This window comes from Pedobacter sp. P26 (assembly GCF_050632135.1).
Classification (GTDB): Bacteria; Bacteroidota; Bacteroidia; order Sphingobacteriales; family Sphingobacteriaceae; genus Pedobacter.
This window is the reverse complement of record NZ_CP192574.1, coordinates 2,173,754-2,189,811: the sequence shown is the minus strand read 5'-3', so window position 1 is coordinate 2,189,811 and position 16,058 is coordinate 2,173,754. Positions and strand designations below refer to the sequence as shown.

The window sequence follows — 16,058 nt, the reverse complement described above, 5'->3', positions numbered from 1 at the left end:
TTTAATAATTATGATTTAATATGACGATTTAATTTTTTTAATATCTGCAATACGTTTCTCGGCAATGCGATTGGCAGCAATATTTGTTGATATATTTTCGGTTTTACTTAATTTAATTACACTGCGTGTAGCATCGTAAATATTATCTGTAAGCTGTACAGTACGTTTTTTACCAAAACCAGTTAACTCCGAATAGCAGGAAATTAATCCGCCTGCATTAATCAGGTAATCAGGTGCGAATAAAATCCCTTTCTTCAAAAGCAATTCGCTATCTGAAACCTCATCTTTTAACTGGTTGTTTGCTGACCCTGCAATAATTGCAAATTTCATTTTTTCGATGGTTTTGTTGTTAACTGTAGCACCCATTGCACACGGGGCATAAACATCGGCATCAGTTGTAAAAATCTTATCGGCTTCGATCGGTTTCGCTTTATATTTACGGGCAACATAAGTTAATTGTTCCTGATTAATATCGCTGATCAAAACTTCGGCGTTTTCTTTTCTTAACAGGGCAACCAGGTGCTCACCAACATTTCCGATACCTTGTACTACAATGGTTCTCCCTGCAAGCATATCTGTACCGAATACCTCTTTAACACTGGCTTTAATGCCTAAATAAACACCTTGAGCAGTAAAAGGAGCCGGATTACCCGCACCGCCTATTGACTCAGGAACACCGGTAACATAATTGGTTTCCATACGGATATATTCCATATCGCGTGTATTGGTACCCATTTCTTCTGCGGTAATAAATTCGCCATTTAGATTTTTAATAAACCTGCCATAGCTACGCATTAAAGTTTCTGTTTTGTCTTTTCTGGAATCGCCTATAATTACGCCTTTTCCACCGCCCAGATTTAATCCGGTTATCGCTGCTTTGTAAGTCATTCCGCGCGATAATCGCAGCGCATCTTCTAATGCTTCGCCTTCGGTGCTATAACTCCACATGCGCGTCCCGCCTAAAGCAGGACCCAATGTGGTATCGTGTATAGCAATAATTGCTTTTAAACCTGTATCTGGATCATTACAAAAAACCAATTTCTTGTGTCCATAGACACTTAACTGATCTAAAATTGATGAATCTGACGGAGAATTTGCTGGCATATTGAACGTTCGGCTAACCTGCTGCAAAATTAAAATAAAAAACCATTATTACATCTATTTAACGAAACTATAACAAAATTAATTCGGACGGGATTAAATAAACAAAGTTATTAGTTTGATAAAATTATTATTTTGGATATAACCAAGGTCTTGGGCCCTTATTAATTGATATAATCTTCTTTGTAGAAAATATACTCTATCTGATCTTAAGAATCACAGGCTTATGTTAAATAAACCTGATATAGCGGAAAGCCCACAGCGTAGCGAGGACTTGAAGCGATAGCAGGGCCGGTATGGCCAAAAAGCACCGAACCTTGCTTTTCAAAATAATCATTGACCACCTGAGAACAGCTTAGTTACCTTACATCTTCCATCCTACATCTTCCCTTTTACATTTGAAAGTGTCATTAATTTTTAAAGCTTAGGCCCGAATAGATAAATATGTGTTATGAAATAACAAAATTAGCTAAGTTTGTATGGAATGAAACATTTAAGCCGATTAAACAAATACTTTCTTAAGTATAAATGGTGGATTATACCCGGAAGTATTTTCGTGGTGATTTCTAATATTTTTGGTGTAGTGCCTGCACAGGTAATTGGCTATGCAGTTGATTTGATTAATGAAAACATTCAGATATTTAATCTATTTTATAGTTTCGATAGGCAGGCCATAATTTACGACATATTTAGCAGTAACCTTTTATTTTTTGGGTTGCTGGTTATTGCACTTTATTTATTACGCGGGCTGTTTCTGTTTTTTATGCGCCAAACCATTATTTTAATGTCGCGGCACATAGAGTTTGATATGAAAAACGATATCTACCAACATTATCAGAAGTTGAGCCTGGGTTTTTACCGCAGAAATAATACTGGCGATTTAATGAACCGGGCTACCGAAGATGTTAATCGGGTAAGAATGTATGTTGGTCCGGCGATTATGTACACCATTAATACCTTCGTTTTATCGGTGCTCATTATCTGGTCGATGTTTGATGTAAATTCGAAACTGGCCATTTATTGCCTGTTACCCCTTCCTTTCCTGGTGGTGATTATCTATTATGTGAATACGCTAATTTTTAAAAAAAGCGGCAAAATACAGGAGCGTTTATCAGATCTTTCCAGCTTTGTACAGGAACGTTTTTCAGGGATCAGAATCATTAAATCTTATGTTCGCGAAGATTATACACGAAACATGTTCGAAATACAGAGCAATGATTATAAAAAAGACTCAATGAGTTTGGTTAAAGTATCGGCTTTGTTTTATCCAACCATGCTTTTATTAATTGGACTGAGTACGATTTTAACCATATATATAGGTGGTATCCAGGTAATGAATGGCAGCATTACTGCAGGGAATATTGCAGAATTTATCATTTATATTAACCAGTTAACTTTTCCGGTAACTATGCTGGGCTGGGTCACTTCTTTAATCCAGCGGGCTGCTGCATCACAAAAAAGGATAAATGAGTTTTTAGATATTCCATCCGACATTGAATCGAAAGAAACTGCAGAAATTGAGCTAAAAGGTAATATCAAATTCGATAACGTGAGTTTTATTTATCCGGATACGGGCATTGAGGTCTTGAAAGATGTGAGTTTTGAGATCAATAGCGGAGAATTTGTAGCCATCATCGGCAAAACAGGTTCAGGAAAATCGACATTGGCAAATCTGATTATGAGGATGTATGACGTAGAAAATGGCATAATAGACATCGATGGAAAGAATATTAAAGCACTAAATCTTAAAGATTACCGTAACCAGATTGGCTTTGTACCACAAGAAGTTTTCCTCTTTTCGGATACCATAAAAAACAATATAGCCTTTGGTTTGGATACTGTTACTGATGAAGAAGTGCATACAGCAGCAAAAAATGCCTCGGTTTATACCAATATTATCGACTTCGAAGAAAAATTCGAAACGATGCTTGGTGAACGGGGAATAACCCTGTCCGGAGGACAAAAACAACGTGTTTCAATTGCAAGAGCATTGATTAAATCGCCTAAAATTTTAGTCTTCGACGATTGCCTTTCGGCAGTTGATACTAAAACAGAGGAGGAAATACTGCAAAACCTTGGTAAAATTATGGCCGGAAAAACAAGTATTTTAATTGCTCACAGGATTTCAACCATAAAAAACGCAGATAAGATTTTAGTACTTGATGATGGAAAAATCATCGAACAAGGCACACACAATGAATTACTTAAGCTAAATGGGAGTTATAAGGAACTTTATAATAACCAACTTTTGGAGGAGGAAACGCGTACGATTTAAATTGTATTAAAATTGTATTTTGAACTTTAAATATTTACTTTATATTTACCGAAACCAAAAACCAACATCAATACCAACCATGGGAGAATTCGACAACAAGGAAAGAGAAGAAGTTTTTTCAAAGAAAGTAAGAGCAGGTAAGAGAACTTATTTCTTCGACGTGAAGGCTACTAGATCGGGTGATTATTATTTAACAGTTACCGAGAGCAAGAAAAGATTAGAAGACGGTGTGTTTGTAAAACATAAAATCTTTTTATACAAAGAAGATTTCGAAAAATTTGCAGAAGGACTAAATGAAACGGTTGATTATATCAAAACTCACCAGGATGTGGTTGAAAAACGTTATGAATACTCTGAAAATGGAGAACATAGCACTAAAGCAAGCGACGATTTTACTTTTTAAGTAATTATAATTTCAATAGGAAGCCTCCGGTTTTAAAATCAGGAGGCTTTTTTTTGTGTATAATTTATTGTTTATTTTATACCTACACTACTTACGGCTACAGCAAGAATTAGCAGGAAATAACTCACTAGTAATACAATGGTAAGTATCCCCCAAAATTTAAAAAGTGATTTTACATTCGAAATGGCATCGTTTAAACTTTCCTGATCGCCAAACAGCACGCCTTGTTTGCCCTTAGCTGAAAAACGTAACAATAATAAACTTGGGTAAAAAAGAGTAAGGCTAGCAACAGGTAAAATATGGTAATCCCCGTGGCCCCGATACCCGCCAATGGTCCTAGTTGATTTAGCATTGCTGGATTTGCCGTTATTGCTGCTCCTATGCCAAATGAACTTAAGGTTAAAAATGCAGAGATAACAAAACCTACAACTGATAAAAACCTTGCCCATTTACTCATATCGTAAAAATAGCTCCGCATTTCTTCGGTAACAACCAATTTTACTTCCTGAGGTACTTCATTTTCAAAATCTTCCATTTATCTCTATCTATTTTGGGCTAAACTTAGATAAAATATAGATTTGATACAATAGTAAGGGTTTAAATAAAGGTTTTAAAAGCTTATCTTTGCGCGGAATTTAAGGCGGAAGGCGGAAGGCGGAAGGCGGAAGGCGGAAGGCGGAAGGCGGAAGGCGGAAAAGGTAAAATGGTTGATGGTATGATAGATCATGCCAAAATGCATAACTAAGCGTTAAAAATGAAACTCAAGGCTATTGACCATAAACTATGAACCAATGGCCAAAAACTAAAGATATAAAGACTAAAAAATAATGGCATTACAATGTGGTATAGTTGGTTTACCAAATGTGGGAAAATCGACTCTTTTTAATTGTTTATCAAATGCGAAAGCGCAGGCTGCAAACTTTCCCTTTTGTACTATTGAGCCCAATGTTGGAGTAATTACAGTACCTGATGACAGATTAACCAAACTAGCCGAGTTGGTTAAACCAAACAAAGTGCAACCAAACACAATCGAGATTGTTGATATTGCCGGATTGGTAAAAGGTGCATCGAAAGGTGAAGGTCTTGGAAACCAGTTTTTAGGAAACATCCGTGCTACCAATGCTATTATCCATGTTTTACGTTGTTTTGATGACGGAAATGTGATTCATGTGGATGGTTCTGTTGATCCGATCCGCGATCGTGAAATTATTGATACTGAACTGCAGCTTAAAGACCTGGATACCGTTGATAAACGGATTCAAAAAGTTGAAAAGATGGCTAAAACAGGTGGCGATAAGGATGCAAAACGTACCTATGAAATTTTAACGGTAGTTAAATCTCATTTAGAAAGTGGTAAATCAATCCGTACAGCACCATTGGCTCAGGATGATTTCGATTTTATTGAAGATTTAGGTCTACTTACGCAAAAACCTGTAATGTATGTTTGTAATGTTGATGAAGCATCGGTAATTAACGGCAATAAATATGTTGATTTGGTTAGAGCAAACGTTGCTGATGAAAATGCTGAAGTTTTAGTGATCTCTGCCAAAATTGAATCAGAAATTGCTGAACTGGATAGCTACGAAGAGCGTCAGGAGTTTTTAGCTGATTTAGGCTTAACTGAATCGGGTGTAAATAAATTGATTCGCGCAGCTTATAAATTATTAAATCTTTACACCTATTTCACCGCTGGTGTACAAGAAGTTAGAGCCTGGACGATTACGAAAGGTTTTACAGCTCCACAAGCTGCAGGTGTAATCCACACTGATTTCGAAAAAGGATTTATCCGTGCGGAGGTGATCAAATACAATGATTTCGTAACCCTAGGTTCTGAAAACGCGTGTAAAGATGCTGGTAAATTGGGTGTTGAAGGAAAAACCTATGTAGTGGAAGATGGCGACATTATGCACTTCAGGTTTAATGTTTAAGCCCCTAAATCCCCTAAGGGGACTTTTTAAAGCATAGATAGTGTAGAGCCATTCGAAAGAGTGGCTTTTTTTGCAGAATTTTTGCCACGGAGACACGAAATCTATTTAGCCAGAGTTGACAACTTTAATAATACAGTTGCACAGAAAGTTGTCAACTCCTCCAATATTATAAGTGATTTTTGTCACGGAAGCTCGGAAAACGTGGAAGATATTACGCTTTTAGTCGCGATTGGCTGCGTTACAGGAATTAACTACAGATGCGCACGGATAAACACAGTAATGAAGTGCTGTTTTTTCTTCTTTGTAGCAGTCATTTTGCAATCTAAACCCGATTGACAGTGAAAGCGCCTGATCCTTCATCGGGCCTTGAACAGAAAGCGGGAACAAACTTTAAAAAGAGCTTCTGCCTTTGCTTTTCAAATACAAGGAAATATTTTGATACAGAAAACACAGAAGAATTTTCGTTGCAACGATGATAAGCCGCAAACTCGTCATTCCGAGCGGAGTGCAACGTAGTCGGAAAATCTAAAAGATAGATTTCTCCATTTCGCTGCTCTTCAGTCGAGATGGCGATTTTTCTTCTAAACCACTAATCCGTAAGCAGCTAACTGTGCCCTGGTATCTTCGTAACCGGTATGATGAATACCTTTTAAACCCAAACCTTCAGCAACCTGTACAAATAACATACGGTCATCGACATACAAACTCGTTTCTACATCGCTTTGCGAAATATCAATGGCTACTTTAAAAATATCGGCATCGGGTTTACGGAAATGCACAAAACTTGAAGACACAAAAAAATCTACAAATTCATTCAGTTTAAAGGTATTAATGCGGTATTGGTTTAGCTCTCTTCCTTCGTTGCTGATTACAGCTACCTTCAGGTTATATTTCTTTTTTAAATCGCAAATTAACTGAATCATTTCGGGATAAGGAAGCGATTTTTGAACATGAATTCCTTAAAATCGTCGTAGGTAAAATTCCGTTCTTCGAAGAAAACAATACGCTCTAAATATTCATCAAGCGTTAATTTACCCACTTCATAGGTATCGAAAGTAAGGTGATGGCGTTCTTCGAGATCAACAGAGTCGAGGTTGAAAAGTACCGAAGCCTCTCCTCTTGCATGCCTATCCCAACCATTGGTTAATAAAACGCCCCCGATATCGGTAAAAAGTGTGGTAATTTTCTTCTGCATGATTTAAGTTTAAAGTAAAACGCCTTTTAAAATTAATACGGCAACACTGAAATAGATTACAATTCCGGTCACATCAACCATTGTAGCTACAAATGGTGCTGATGATGTTGCGGGATCGAGTTTCAGTTTTTTAAAATAATTGGCATCATCGAACCAATTAAACTGCCCCACAAAACAATGCCAACCAGGGTAAAAAAGATGGTAGCTGCTATTAAAAACCAATGTGGACCATAATTATAGAGATGTAACTGTTGCCAGGTTACAATTCGGACAAAACCAATGCTACCTAAGATGATGCCCAGCAAAGATCCTGAAATGAGCTCGCGGCGCATTACACGCCACCACTCGGCAATGGTTACCTCGCCTAAAGCCATGGCCTGGATAATTAATGTTGAAGCCTGAGAACCACTGTTTCCACCGCTGCTCATTATCAGTGGAATAAAAAGGGATAACACCACTGCCTTTTCGAGTTCGATTTCGAAGTGCTGCATGGCAGTTGCGGTTAACATTTCGCCTAAAAATAGCACAATTAACCAGCCAGCACGTTTTTTAACCAGTTTTAGGATCGGGATATCGAGATAAGGTTCATCCAAAGCTTCGGTACCCCCAATTTTGTGCATATCTTCGGTATATTCTTCATTCGCAATCCACAAAATATCATCTACCGTAACTATACCTAAAAGAATGTTATTCTCATCTACTACAGGTAAAGCCACACGGTTATTCATCCTGAAGATATTGATTGCATCTTCCTGCGGATCGTTTGCCTTTAAGGCAATGAAGCGTTTATCCGTTAATTCACCAATAATAGCTTCCGGATCGGCGAGTAAAACCTCACGAATCCTGATATCATCCAGCAATACCCCATCTTTATCAATGACGTAAACTACATCAATGGTTTCGGAGTTTTTACCATAACGCCTGATGTGCGCCAAAACATGAGTAATAGACCATTCGGGTTTTACAGCGATGTAATCGGGTGTCATTAAACGGCCGATACTATCTTCTTTATAGCCTAAAAGTGCGAGCGATTCTTTACGTTCTTCGGGCGGTAAAAGGGTGATCATTTTTTTAACCACATCACCTTTTAATTCGCTAAATAGTGCGGTACGATCATCAGGTGGCAGATCTTTGATGATCTGATTGAGTTTATTGCCGGAAAGTTTTTTTATGATACGTTCCTGCGTAGGAAAATCCAGGATCCTGAATACGTTTACTGCCCTGTTAAGGGATATGGTTTCAATAAATTTAGCTGCATATTGTGGGAGTTCATCTATCAGTTCTTCAACATCCGAAATATTAAGCTGATCCAGATATTGCTTTAACGCTTTATCATTCTCTTTTTCAAGTAGTTCCTGAATTTCTTCCACAACCATTTCTTCCATACACAGCTATTTAATTTGTTACATCCTTAAACCTCAATTAACGGTTCGCAAAGGTGCATTTTTATTTCCTAAAAAGCCAACCTAAGCATTTAAAAACCGTGAACCAAACAACCGAATTTAAAAATATGGATGCATAAAGCCAACATGAAGGAATGTCTGGGCTATGATTTAATCATTTTTTAACATAAAAAACATCAGGTTAAGCGGAAGCAGACTTAAGATCGGATTATTGGTTAAAATTTGCTTTTATATTTCGGCGAAATGTATTTGATTTTTCTATATTTGCAGCCTTGCTCCCGTAGTTCAATGGATAGAATTATGGTTTCCGGTACCATCGATATGAGTTCGAATCTCGTCGGGAGCACCTTACGAGACAAATCAGTTTTCACGCTGTTTGTCTCGTTTTTTATTTTATGTAAATCGCTATTAATCAGACATATTAAATCAACTCCCTCGTTCAATCTAGGTGTTCGATAACCCTTCACATCATATATTAGTTTTTCAGGGAAAATTGCTGCGATAATTTCACGTTTTAAGCCCATATCAGCCTCAAAATAGGCTTTTTTGATGCTTAGAAGGGTGTTCGATAGATTTTTGATCAGGTTGTCAATTTCAACTTGTTTTTTATCAAACTAGCAAAGATTTTTTCTTCAAACTGTTTTAATGACTCCTTAATCTTCAGGCGAAATTTGGTCGTTGATCATGAGTTTGCGAACTCTATCAATATTATCATTAGTGCATTAAGATTCTTTTTTCACCTGTCTTCTTTTCATAACTGCCCTTGATCATAATTATATTTAAAAGAGCGCACAAGTTGAGTCCAGTGATTAATCACTGGATAGTACACGTAATTTTCACGAAAGCATCAGAGATAAACAGCAATTAAACGGACAGAAAATAGCATTTTTCGTAAATATATATAGAGTTTACCAAACAGAAACTGCCGATTCATCACTGATTTTTGAAGATTCGTCAAACAAAAAACCGATTTTATACCATAAGCATTAAATAAACATCTTTTTACTCATATTTTCTCTACTTTCAGGTATTGACCAATCATTTTATAATCAATATTTTTACGCCCTAACGCTCTATACTTAATCTATGCTCGCGCGAATACTGTTGTCTCTGTTTTTCTTTGCCTTTATCGTTAAGGTACAGGCACAGCCACCCGTAAACGATGAAGTTAAAACCGCAAGCCTCCTTAAAAATGTTGCCGTTTATTGTTCTGGAGATGCTTCCTTTACCAGCGCCAATGCCACCGCAAGTGGGTATAAGAAGGGAAGCTTTTGGAGCAGCGAAGGAAAAGACGTTTGGTTTAGCTTTACAGCAATCGGTACCGATCTTACCGCTACGGTAACGGGACAGGCCGCTGGCAACAGCAACACATTGCTTACCCCCTTAATTGCTTTTTATACTTATAAAGACAATATACTTACCGAACAGATTGGTTCTATGACAACCGAGGGCAACCTTACGACTGCTTATAAAGGAGGGCTGATGATCGGGGAAATCTATTACATCCGTATCAGTGCCGAAAATGATGCCACAGGAAGCTTTAAACTTTGTGTAAATAGTTATAATCCACCTAATAAACCCGGACAAGATTTCTCATCCGCTTCGCCTTTATGCAATAAAGATGGTTTTACTGAGCTTAAAGTGACCGGGGCTGGAATGAATAACAGCGAGGCAAACGGCACCTGTTTAAGTATTGAATCGAACAGTGCCTGGTATACCTGGATAGCAGCCAATAATGGAACTTTAGGTTTTACCATTACACCTACTGCCGTTACAGATGATATAGATTGGGTATTATTTGATCTCGGGCCTGCCACAGCCCCAGCCACGCCATCTTCAACTAATGCCATCCGTTGCGCTGCAGGCAGTGGTGTAGATTGCAGTCCAAAGTATTACATTACAGGCGCCAATAGTACCTCGGTTGATCTTACCGAACAAGGTGGTTGCTCGCCAAACCAGGATGGTTTTGTTAAGGCCATCGACATGATCGAAGGGCACCAATATGCTTTATTGATCGATAATTTTTCGAACAAAAATAATGGCTTTACGCTTGCATTTGATGGAAATGGGGAGTTTTTAGGACCAAAATCAGCCATTGAGATTAAAACCGAAGATGCATGCCTCAATACCCAAAAATTTATATTTACTGCTAATGCGAGTAATTATAGCAGCTTAAAATGGAGTTTTGGCGAAGGTGCCAGCATCACCACTGCCAGTACCACCGGTCCTTTCGAAATTACATACAGTACACCAGGCCCCAAAACGGTAGTACTCGAAGCTTTTTCGTTGAGGGGTTGCCGCACCGTAAACAGTTATTCTTTTTATGTAACTCTAAAGCCCAATAAGCCAATAATCTCGGCGAATAGAACCAACTTTTGTTTAGGCAGCACGATGGAACTCAGTATACCGGAAGTACAGGATGCCTCTTACAAATGGACAGGTCCGGTTGGCTTTACCGATACAACCGCAGCCATTAGTGTGCCGATAACAGATTTTGCCCAAGTAGGCGATTATACGGTGACGGTAAGAGTGGGCGATTGTTATAGTGAAGTGGCGACAATTAATATACCTACCATTGTGAGAAACCCGGTAGCAAATTTCCAGACAGACCCTACTGTACCAGGTAAGTTTGCAGCCCCTGTTCCCATTACTTTTTTAAACCATTCACGCAATGCCGATTATTTTGAATGGAATTTCGGCGATGATGAAACCTCTACCGATTATCAGCCTACGCATGTTTACCAGAAAAAGGAAACTATATGGTAACGCTGAGAGCTTTTACCAACAATGGCTGTGTAGATATATTTACACTCAATAACCTGGTTGTACTGGACGGAAGTACTTTGCAGATCCCAAATTCTTTTCTCCTAACGGAGATGGCATTAACGACCTGCTAAATGTTAACGTAAGCAATTTAAAAAGATTTAGTTTTAAAATCTTTAACCGCTATGGTGATGAGCTTTTCTTCGCTACTAATATCTTCGATTCCTGGGATGGTACCTGGCGCAATAAACCTCTACCAGTTGGCGCTTATTATTATGTATTGAACGGAACAGATGTTTTTAATAAGGAAGTGCGTTTTACCGGCTCTATTACGCTGATCAGATAACTACCATTGACGTTGTGGACACACCACTTTATAAACATTATTGAGCAATAAACCCAGTACAATTTCGTGGCTACCCTTGCTGGCCTGGTTGAGGGTAGAAGTGGTAAAATCATAACTATAGCTTAGGTTAAAAAGGTGGTTGATATTAAAACCAGCCATCATATTTAAAGCATCTTGTTTTCTATAACCTGCGCCAACCCAAATACGGTCTTTAAAACCCATTTTCACATTCACATCTACCGACAAAGGAACATTTTGCACATACTTAAATAATAAAGACGGCGTAAAATTTAAGTCTTCGGCCAGGTAAAACTTATAACCACTATTCAGAAATACATGTGGAACCTGCTTGCCCGTATAATATTTTTCATCGCCAGAAAAGCTTAATTTCTGCGGCAAAACCTGTTGAACAGACAGTCCCGTAAAAAAATTAGCTCCGTATAACCAAGCACCCACTGAAAGATCGGGCAAAAGCCTGCCATTGGCAGTATTATTTAAAGCCGGATCCTGCGGATTTTCGAGCACCAGGGCATTAATATCGATCGCCACGCGGCTAATTCCACCTGCAACACCCAATGAAAGATTCAATTGGTTATTTAGCTGTAAATGATAGGCATAACTGATATCAAAAGTAGTGGTAGAAAGTTGCCCAGCTTTATCCGACACAGCCACAAAACCCACGCCATGATGCGCAGGTGAAGCCGTATAGTTTTGGGTATAACTTCTGGAACGCGGATCGTTACCGTTGGTTTGAAATGATAAGGCGTTGGCCCATAAGTATTCGTTGCCCAATGCCCAATGTGCAGATACAAAAGCAGTCTTTGGCGCATCCTGTAATCCTGCCCATTGCTGTCTGTAGCCCACTTTTACATCTGTATAGTTTTCAATGCCACTTAGTGCCGGGTTTAATAGGTAACTATTTAGAAGGTATTGGCTATATTGTGGCCGTTGCTGTGCTTTAAGGCCTAAACCAGCAAATAACAACAATATTAAAAGCCACTTTTTCATTACCACTCTTTCTTTTCCGTTCTACTGTTTACCCAGCCTTTTCTCTAGTAAGCGAATGCGTTCTTCCTGTTTTTTCACATCACCCAATAAGCCATTATACTGTTTATCCTTTTCTATTAAATGTAGCGTAAGTTCTTCTATCTTTTTCAACAACAATTTGTTCATTTCCCCAACAGCCATTCCATCGCGTTCAAACTCCTTTGCCGATGGAACTTCGGGCAAGTGTCTATTGGCTTTGATATAAGCTTCCAGCTTCACCAAAGTTTCAAGTTCGTATTCTTCTTCGAATACATAATCTGGTGCGCCATTACCATCCACCCTAATCTCTTTTGCTTTTATTTTACCATTAACGGTAAGCTTCTCGGTTGGGGTAGCTATACCTATTCCTACATTACCCAACCGATCTATCCGCATTTGTTCGGTATTTTCATTTGTACTGAAGGTCATGAACCCCCCGGTCTTACTTCCACCTCTATAAAAACTTATCGAACTGTTAACTAAGCCATAGAAACCGTGTTCTAATGCAAAAGTTTTCCCATTGTAATTTGAAAATTGGGTTTCATAGCCTTTTACACCTAAATAAGTTCCCAACCCTTCCTGGTCTCCTTCGGCCATCCTAGAAAGTACAGTACCTAATTCCCCCGAACCTAAGTACTTAGCTACATCTAATACGGCTTTAGGAGATACGGTACCGATACCTACATTACCTGTAATTCCCAAAATCATTCCTGTTTTGTACTTCAACGATTCGTAACTGCTTTCCGAACCTGCATATTTGAATTGCAATCCATATCCACCATTGTCAACATTAGTTGTCAGTTTCATGCCATAGGATGTATTAACACCTGAGTGATTGACAAACTCCAACTCGCTATTGCCGTTTCCGACCTGTCCAAGCTTAACGCGCTCAAAATTATACAAGCCTGGAATTGTAATTTGCTTAGCAGTAATTTCATTTCCAATATTTCCTAACTGTAAACCTGTTAAGGGGCTAGAAGTTCCAATACCTACTTTACCATCCGCCGAAATCCTAAGCCTTTCGGCCATGCCAGAATATAAGGAAAGTCCCGTTTTATTGCTATACAAGCTCTCGGCAACACTAGCAATACCGGCCCATTTATCTTCACTTAGATAACCTGAATAGAACTTAAGGCCATTAATTTCTCCCACGGCTCCTGCGATAACCCTTGAACTCATCATCCAACCGTTTTGTGACGATTGAATATCAAGCTGGACTTTAGGATCAGTTGTGCCGATACCTACTCTGCCATCTCCCGAAATCCGTACCCTTTCGGCCATGCCAGAATATAAGGAAAGTCCTGTTTTAGTGCTAGTTAAATTTTCAGAAACACTAGCAATACCAGCCCATTTATCTTCATCAGGAGCCCCTGAATAGAACTTTAAGCCATTAATTTCTCCTGCGGCTACTGCAGTAGCCCTTGAACTCATGATCCAACCGCTCTGTAAAGATTGAATGTCGAGCGGCGTTTTAGGATCAGTTGTGCCAACTCCCAGTTTCCCCCTTTTAGGGTCATAAAAGTCAAGTTTCTGGTGCCCCAACTTTGAATTTCATTCCTGGGATCTCGCTGCCACCATGTTCTGGTATTTACCTGGGGCTGCAAAAATGAAACATCAACCGCAATACCATCATGTAATGACGCCGAAAAACCAATCGTTGCCATCTTTATTACGATAAAGCCATATTTTACGCATCATATTATTACTAACTGAACCATTTATGTTTGATATTTCTATTGCATCATCTTTAGTAATCCCCAATTGGGCCATTACAATATTTAAAAAACCCCCTATAAATATTAATACCAGTATTATCTTCTTCATGATGCTATTTTTTGCTTTTAAATAATATTTCCAGCTTTGTAATTCTTTCCTCCTGAGATTGATTTTTTTCTTTTTCCTCGGCAAGTTGTTTATTTTTTTCAATGAGGTGCAGCGTAAGCTCCTCTATCTTTTTCAGTAACAACTTGTTCATTTCACCAATAGACATTCCATCGCGTTCAAACTCTTTTGCAGAAGGCACTTCAGGCAGGTGTTTGTTTACTTTTATATAACTTTCTAAGGCTTCTAACGTTTCCACTTTATATCCATCTTCAAACACATAGTCAGGTGCACCAGCACCATTTACCCTGATTTCAACAGCACCTATCTTACCGTTTACTGAAAGCATTTCTTTGGGTTCAGACGTACCGATGCCTACTTTACTTCCGGTAGGATTGATTATAAGATCGCCACCCCATTGGGTTAAGTTATAATTATGAGTGCCAATTATCGTTCTTCCCCCAAAGCCACTCCCGATTACCAACCTATCTGAGGCATTATCAGATCCGCCAAAATCTGCAGCAATCCATCCTGTATGCAAATTAGAATCTTGCCCTGTGTTAAAGGAATTGATCGAATTACGACTATTGCCATTAAAAATTGCGTTACCTAAACGCAAACGATCTAGTTGAGCATTTCCGTTCACATTAAAAAGTTCAGTCGGATAAGATGTACCTATCCCAACTTTGCCATCACCTGTAACCCTCAGTTTTTCAGTCTGATTGGTATAAATAGAGAAACCTGTACTATTGCTGTGTAAATCCTCTACAACACTAGCAATACCAGCCCATTTATCATCACCAGGATAACCTGAATAGAACTTTAAGCCATTAATCTCTCCCGGGGATTTTGCAGTAACCCTTGAACTCATCATCCAACCGTTTTGTGAAGATTGAATATCGAGCGGGGTTTTAGGATCAGTTGTGCCAATACCTACTTTGCCATCTCCTGAAATCCTTATTCTTTCGACCATGCCAGCATATAAGGAAAGTCCAGTTTTGCTACTATGTAAACTTTCGGAAACGCTAGCAATACCAGACCATTTATCTTCACTGGGGTAACCTGAATAGAACTTAAAACCATTAATCTCTCCCGGGGATACTGCAGTACCCCTTGAACTCACTATCCAGCCGTTTTGTGAAGATTGAATATCTAGCGGGGTTTTAGGGTCAGTTGTGCCAATCCCTACTTTGCCATCTCCCGAAATCCTTACCCTTTCGGCCATACCAGAATATAAGGAAAGCCCTGTTTTAGTGCTATGCAAAGTCTCACAAACACTAGCAATACCGGCCCATTTATCTTCACCAGGATAACCTGAATAGAACTTTAAGCCATTAATCTCTCCCGGGGATTTTGCAGTAACCCTTGAGCTCATTATCCAACCGTTTTGTGAAGATTGAATATCGAGTGGGGTCTTAGGATCAGTTGTGCCAACACCAAGTTTCCCCGCTTTTAATGTCATAAAAGTCCAGTTTCTGGTGCCCCAACTTTGAATTTCATTTCCAGGATCCCGCTGCCACCAGGTTCTGGTATTTACCTGGGGCTGCAAAAAGAAGCATCAATCGCAATAGCATCATGTAATGATGCAGAATACCAATCGTTGCCATCTTTATAACGATAAAGCCATATTTTACGCATCATATTATTACTGGCTGAGCCATTAATGTTTGATATTTCCAATACATCGTCTTTATTAATCCCCAATTGGGCTTTTACATTATAAAAACTGCCTAAAAATGTTAATACCAGGATTATTTTCTTCATTTTGTTATTTTCTTCTTTTAAATAATATTTTGG

At 38.6% G+C, this 16,058-nt stretch carries 15 protein-coding genes, 1 tRNA gene and 1 pseudogene; 7 read left to right on the top strand and 10 right to left on the bottom strand.

Annotated features, from left to right (window positions below; translation table 11 throughout):
- Window positions 1-15 precede the first annotated feature (15 nt).
- Window positions 16-1,104, bottom strand: a complete 1,089-nt coding sequence (locus ACQ86H_RS10045) for a Glu/Leu/Phe/Val family dehydrogenase (protein ID WP_431294732.1) — start codon at window positions 1,102-1,104, stop codon at window positions 16-18.
- A 481-nt stretch (window positions 1,105-1,585) separates the two neighbouring features.
- Here ACQ86H_RS10045 and ACQ86H_RS10040 point away from each other — a divergent pair, with 481 nt between their 5' ends.
- Both ACQ86H_RS10040 and ACQ86H_RS10035 read left to right on the top strand, forming a co-directional pair.
- A complete protein-coding gene (locus ACQ86H_RS10040) occupies window positions 1,586-3,376 on the top strand; it encodes an ABC transporter ATP-binding protein (RefSeq protein WP_431294731.1) in 1,791 nt (596 codons plus the stop codon).
- Between the two features lie 79 nt (window positions 3,377-3,455).
- Window positions 3,456-3,779 (top strand): DUF3276 family protein, encoded by a 324-nt coding sequence (locus ACQ86H_RS10035; RefSeq protein WP_029275977.1) that lies wholly within the window; start codon window positions 3,456-3,458, stop codon window positions 3,777-3,779.
- 193 nt (window positions 3,780-3,972) lie between these two features.
- Here the strand turns inward: ACQ86H_RS10035 and ACQ86H_RS10030 are convergent, their stop codons facing one another.
- Entirely contained in the window at window positions 3,973-4,314 is a 342-nt protein-coding gene (locus ACQ86H_RS10030) for a hypothetical protein (RefSeq protein WP_431294730.1), read from the bottom strand.
- A 292-nt stretch (window positions 4,315-4,606) separates the two neighbouring features.
- Between ACQ86H_RS10030 and ychF the strand changes: the two genes are divergently transcribed.
- Complete coding sequence (gene ychF / locus ACQ86H_RS10025; RefSeq protein WP_090499941.1) at window positions 4,607-5,707, top strand: redox-regulated ATPase YchF; 1,101 nt, start codon at window positions 4,607-4,609, stop codon at window positions 5,705-5,707.
- A gap of 581 nt (window positions 5,708-6,288) precedes the next feature.
- On the opposite strand, the gene ACQ86H_RS10020 is transcribed toward ychF, so the two are convergent.
- The 3 genes and pseudogenes from ACQ86H_RS10020 to mgtE form a co-directional block, all read right to left on the bottom strand.
- Entirely contained in the window at window positions 6,289-6,630 is a 342-nt protein-coding gene (locus ACQ86H_RS10020) for an HAD hydrolase-like protein (RefSeq protein ID WP_431294729.1), read from the bottom strand.
- Complete coding sequence (locus ACQ86H_RS10015; protein ID WP_431294728.1) at window positions 6,627-6,902, bottom strand: hypothetical protein; 276 nt, start codon at window positions 6,900-6,902, stop codon at window positions 6,627-6,629. Before ACQ86H_RS10015 ends, ACQ86H_RS10020 begins: the two co-directional genes overlap by 4 nt.
- A 9-nt stretch (window positions 6,903-6,911) precedes the next feature.
- Window positions 6,912-8,278 (bottom strand): annotated as a pseudogene (gene mgtE / locus ACQ86H_RS10010) (magnesium transporter).
- 301 nt (window positions 8,279-8,579) lie between these two features.
- On the opposite strand from mgtE, the gene ACQ86H_RS10005 reads away from it, so the two are divergent.
- The 4 genes from ACQ86H_RS10005 to ACQ86H_RS09990 all read left to right on the top strand — a co-directional run bounded on the left by ACQ86H_RS10005 (window position 8,580) and on the right by ACQ86H_RS09990 (window position 11,414).
- Window positions 8,580-8,651, top strand: a tRNA-Arg gene (locus ACQ86H_RS10005).
- Window positions 8,652-9,391: 740 nt separating this feature from the next.
- A complete protein-coding gene (locus ACQ86H_RS10000) occupies window positions 9,392-11,071 on the top strand; it encodes a hypothetical protein (RefSeq protein ID WP_431294727.1) in 1,680 nt (559 codons plus the stop codon).
- Entirely contained in the window at window positions 11,065-11,202 is a 138-nt protein-coding gene (locus ACQ86H_RS09995) for a hypothetical protein (protein ID WP_431294726.1), read from the top strand. Before ACQ86H_RS10000 ends, ACQ86H_RS09995 begins: the two co-directional genes overlap by 7 nt.
- Complete coding sequence (locus ACQ86H_RS09990; RefSeq protein WP_431295372.1) at window positions 11,187-11,414, top strand: gliding motility-associated C-terminal domain-containing protein; 228 nt, start codon at window positions 11,187-11,189, stop codon at window positions 11,412-11,414. Before ACQ86H_RS09995 ends, ACQ86H_RS09990 begins: the two co-directional genes overlap by 16 nt.
- Here the strand turns inward: ACQ86H_RS09990 and ACQ86H_RS09985 are convergent, their stop codons facing one another.
- From ACQ86H_RS09985 to ACQ86H_RS09965, 5 genes are all read right to left on the bottom strand, one after another.
- Window positions 11,415-12,422, bottom strand: coding sequence for a PorP/SprF family type IX secretion system membrane protein (locus ACQ86H_RS09985; RefSeq protein ID WP_431294725.1), 1,008 nt, complete (start codon window positions 12,420-12,422; stop codon window positions 11,415-11,417).
- A gap of 21 nt (window positions 12,423-12,443) precedes the next feature.
- Window positions 12,444-13,982: a hypothetical protein gene (locus tag ACQ86H_RS09980; protein WP_431294724.1), complete on the bottom strand. Its 1,539-nt coding sequence runs from the start codon at window positions 13,980-13,982 to the stop codon at window positions 12,444-12,446.
- A gap of 87 nt (window positions 13,983-14,069) precedes the next feature.
- Window positions 14,070-14,264, bottom strand: a complete 195-nt coding sequence (locus tag ACQ86H_RS09975; RefSeq protein WP_431294723.1) for a hypothetical protein — start codon at window positions 14,262-14,264, stop codon at window positions 14,070-14,072.
- 4 nt (window positions 14,265-14,268) lie between these two features.
- Window positions 14,269-15,810 (bottom strand): hypothetical protein, encoded by a 1,542-nt coding sequence (locus tag ACQ86H_RS09970; RefSeq protein WP_431294722.1) that lies wholly within the window; start codon window positions 15,808-15,810, stop codon window positions 14,269-14,271.
- Complete coding sequence (locus ACQ86H_RS09965; RefSeq protein ID WP_431294721.1) at window positions 15,795-16,025, bottom strand: hypothetical protein; 231 nt, start codon at window positions 16,023-16,025, stop codon at window positions 15,795-15,797. The genes ACQ86H_RS09970 and ACQ86H_RS09965 overlap by 16 nt, the downstream gene beginning before the upstream one ends.
- Window positions 16,026-16,058 lie beyond the last annotated feature (33 nt).

Excerpts from the sequence above, each read along its gene's own strand:
- ACQ86H_RS10035 (WP_029275977.1), top strand. The coding sequence starts at position 3,456 with ATGGGAGAATTCGACAACAAGGAAAGAGAAGAAGTTTTTTCAAAGAAA.
- ACQ86H_RS09965 (WP_431294721.1), bottom strand. The coding sequence starts at position 16,025 with ATGAAGAAAATAATCCTGGTATTAACATTTTTAGGCAGTTTTTATAAT.
- ACQ86H_RS10045 (WP_431294732.1), bottom strand. The coding sequence starts at position 1,104 with ATGCCAGCAAATTCTCCGTCAGATTCATCAATTTTAGATCAGTTAAGT.
- ACQ86H_RS10020 (WP_431294729.1), bottom strand. The coding sequence starts at position 6,630 with ATGATTCAGTTAATTTGCGATTTAAAAAAGAAATATAACCTGAAGGTA.
- ACQ86H_RS09975 (WP_431294723.1), bottom strand. The coding sequence starts at position 14,264 with ATGAAGAAGATAATACTGGTATTAATATTTATAGGGGGTTTTTTAAAT.
- ACQ86H_RS10015 (WP_431294728.1), bottom strand. The coding sequence starts at position 6,902 with ATGCAGAAGAAAATTACCACACTTTTTACCGATATCGGGGGCGTTTTA.
- ACQ86H_RS09985 (WP_431294725.1), bottom strand. The coding sequence starts at position 12,422 with ATGAAAAAGTGGCTTTTAATATTGTTGTTATTTGCTGGTTTAGGCCTT.
- ychF (WP_090499941.1), top strand. The coding sequence starts at position 4,607 with ATGGCATTACAATGTGGTATAGTTGGTTTACCAAATGTGGGAAAATCG.
- ACQ86H_RS10040 (WP_431294731.1), top strand. The coding sequence starts at position 1,586 with ATGAAACATTTAAGCCGATTAAACAAATACTTTCTTAAGTATAAATGG.
- ACQ86H_RS10000 (WP_431294727.1), top strand. The coding sequence starts at position 9,392 with ATGCTCGCGCGAATACTGTTGTCTCTGTTTTTCTTTGCCTTTATCGTT.
- ACQ86H_RS09995 (WP_431294726.1), top strand. The coding sequence starts at position 11,065 with ATGGTAACGCTGAGAGCTTTTACCAACAATGGCTGTGTAGATATATTT.
- ACQ86H_RS10030 (WP_431294730.1), bottom strand. The coding sequence starts at position 4,314 with ATGGAAGATTTTGAAAATGAAGTACCTCAGGAAGTAAAATTGGTTGTT.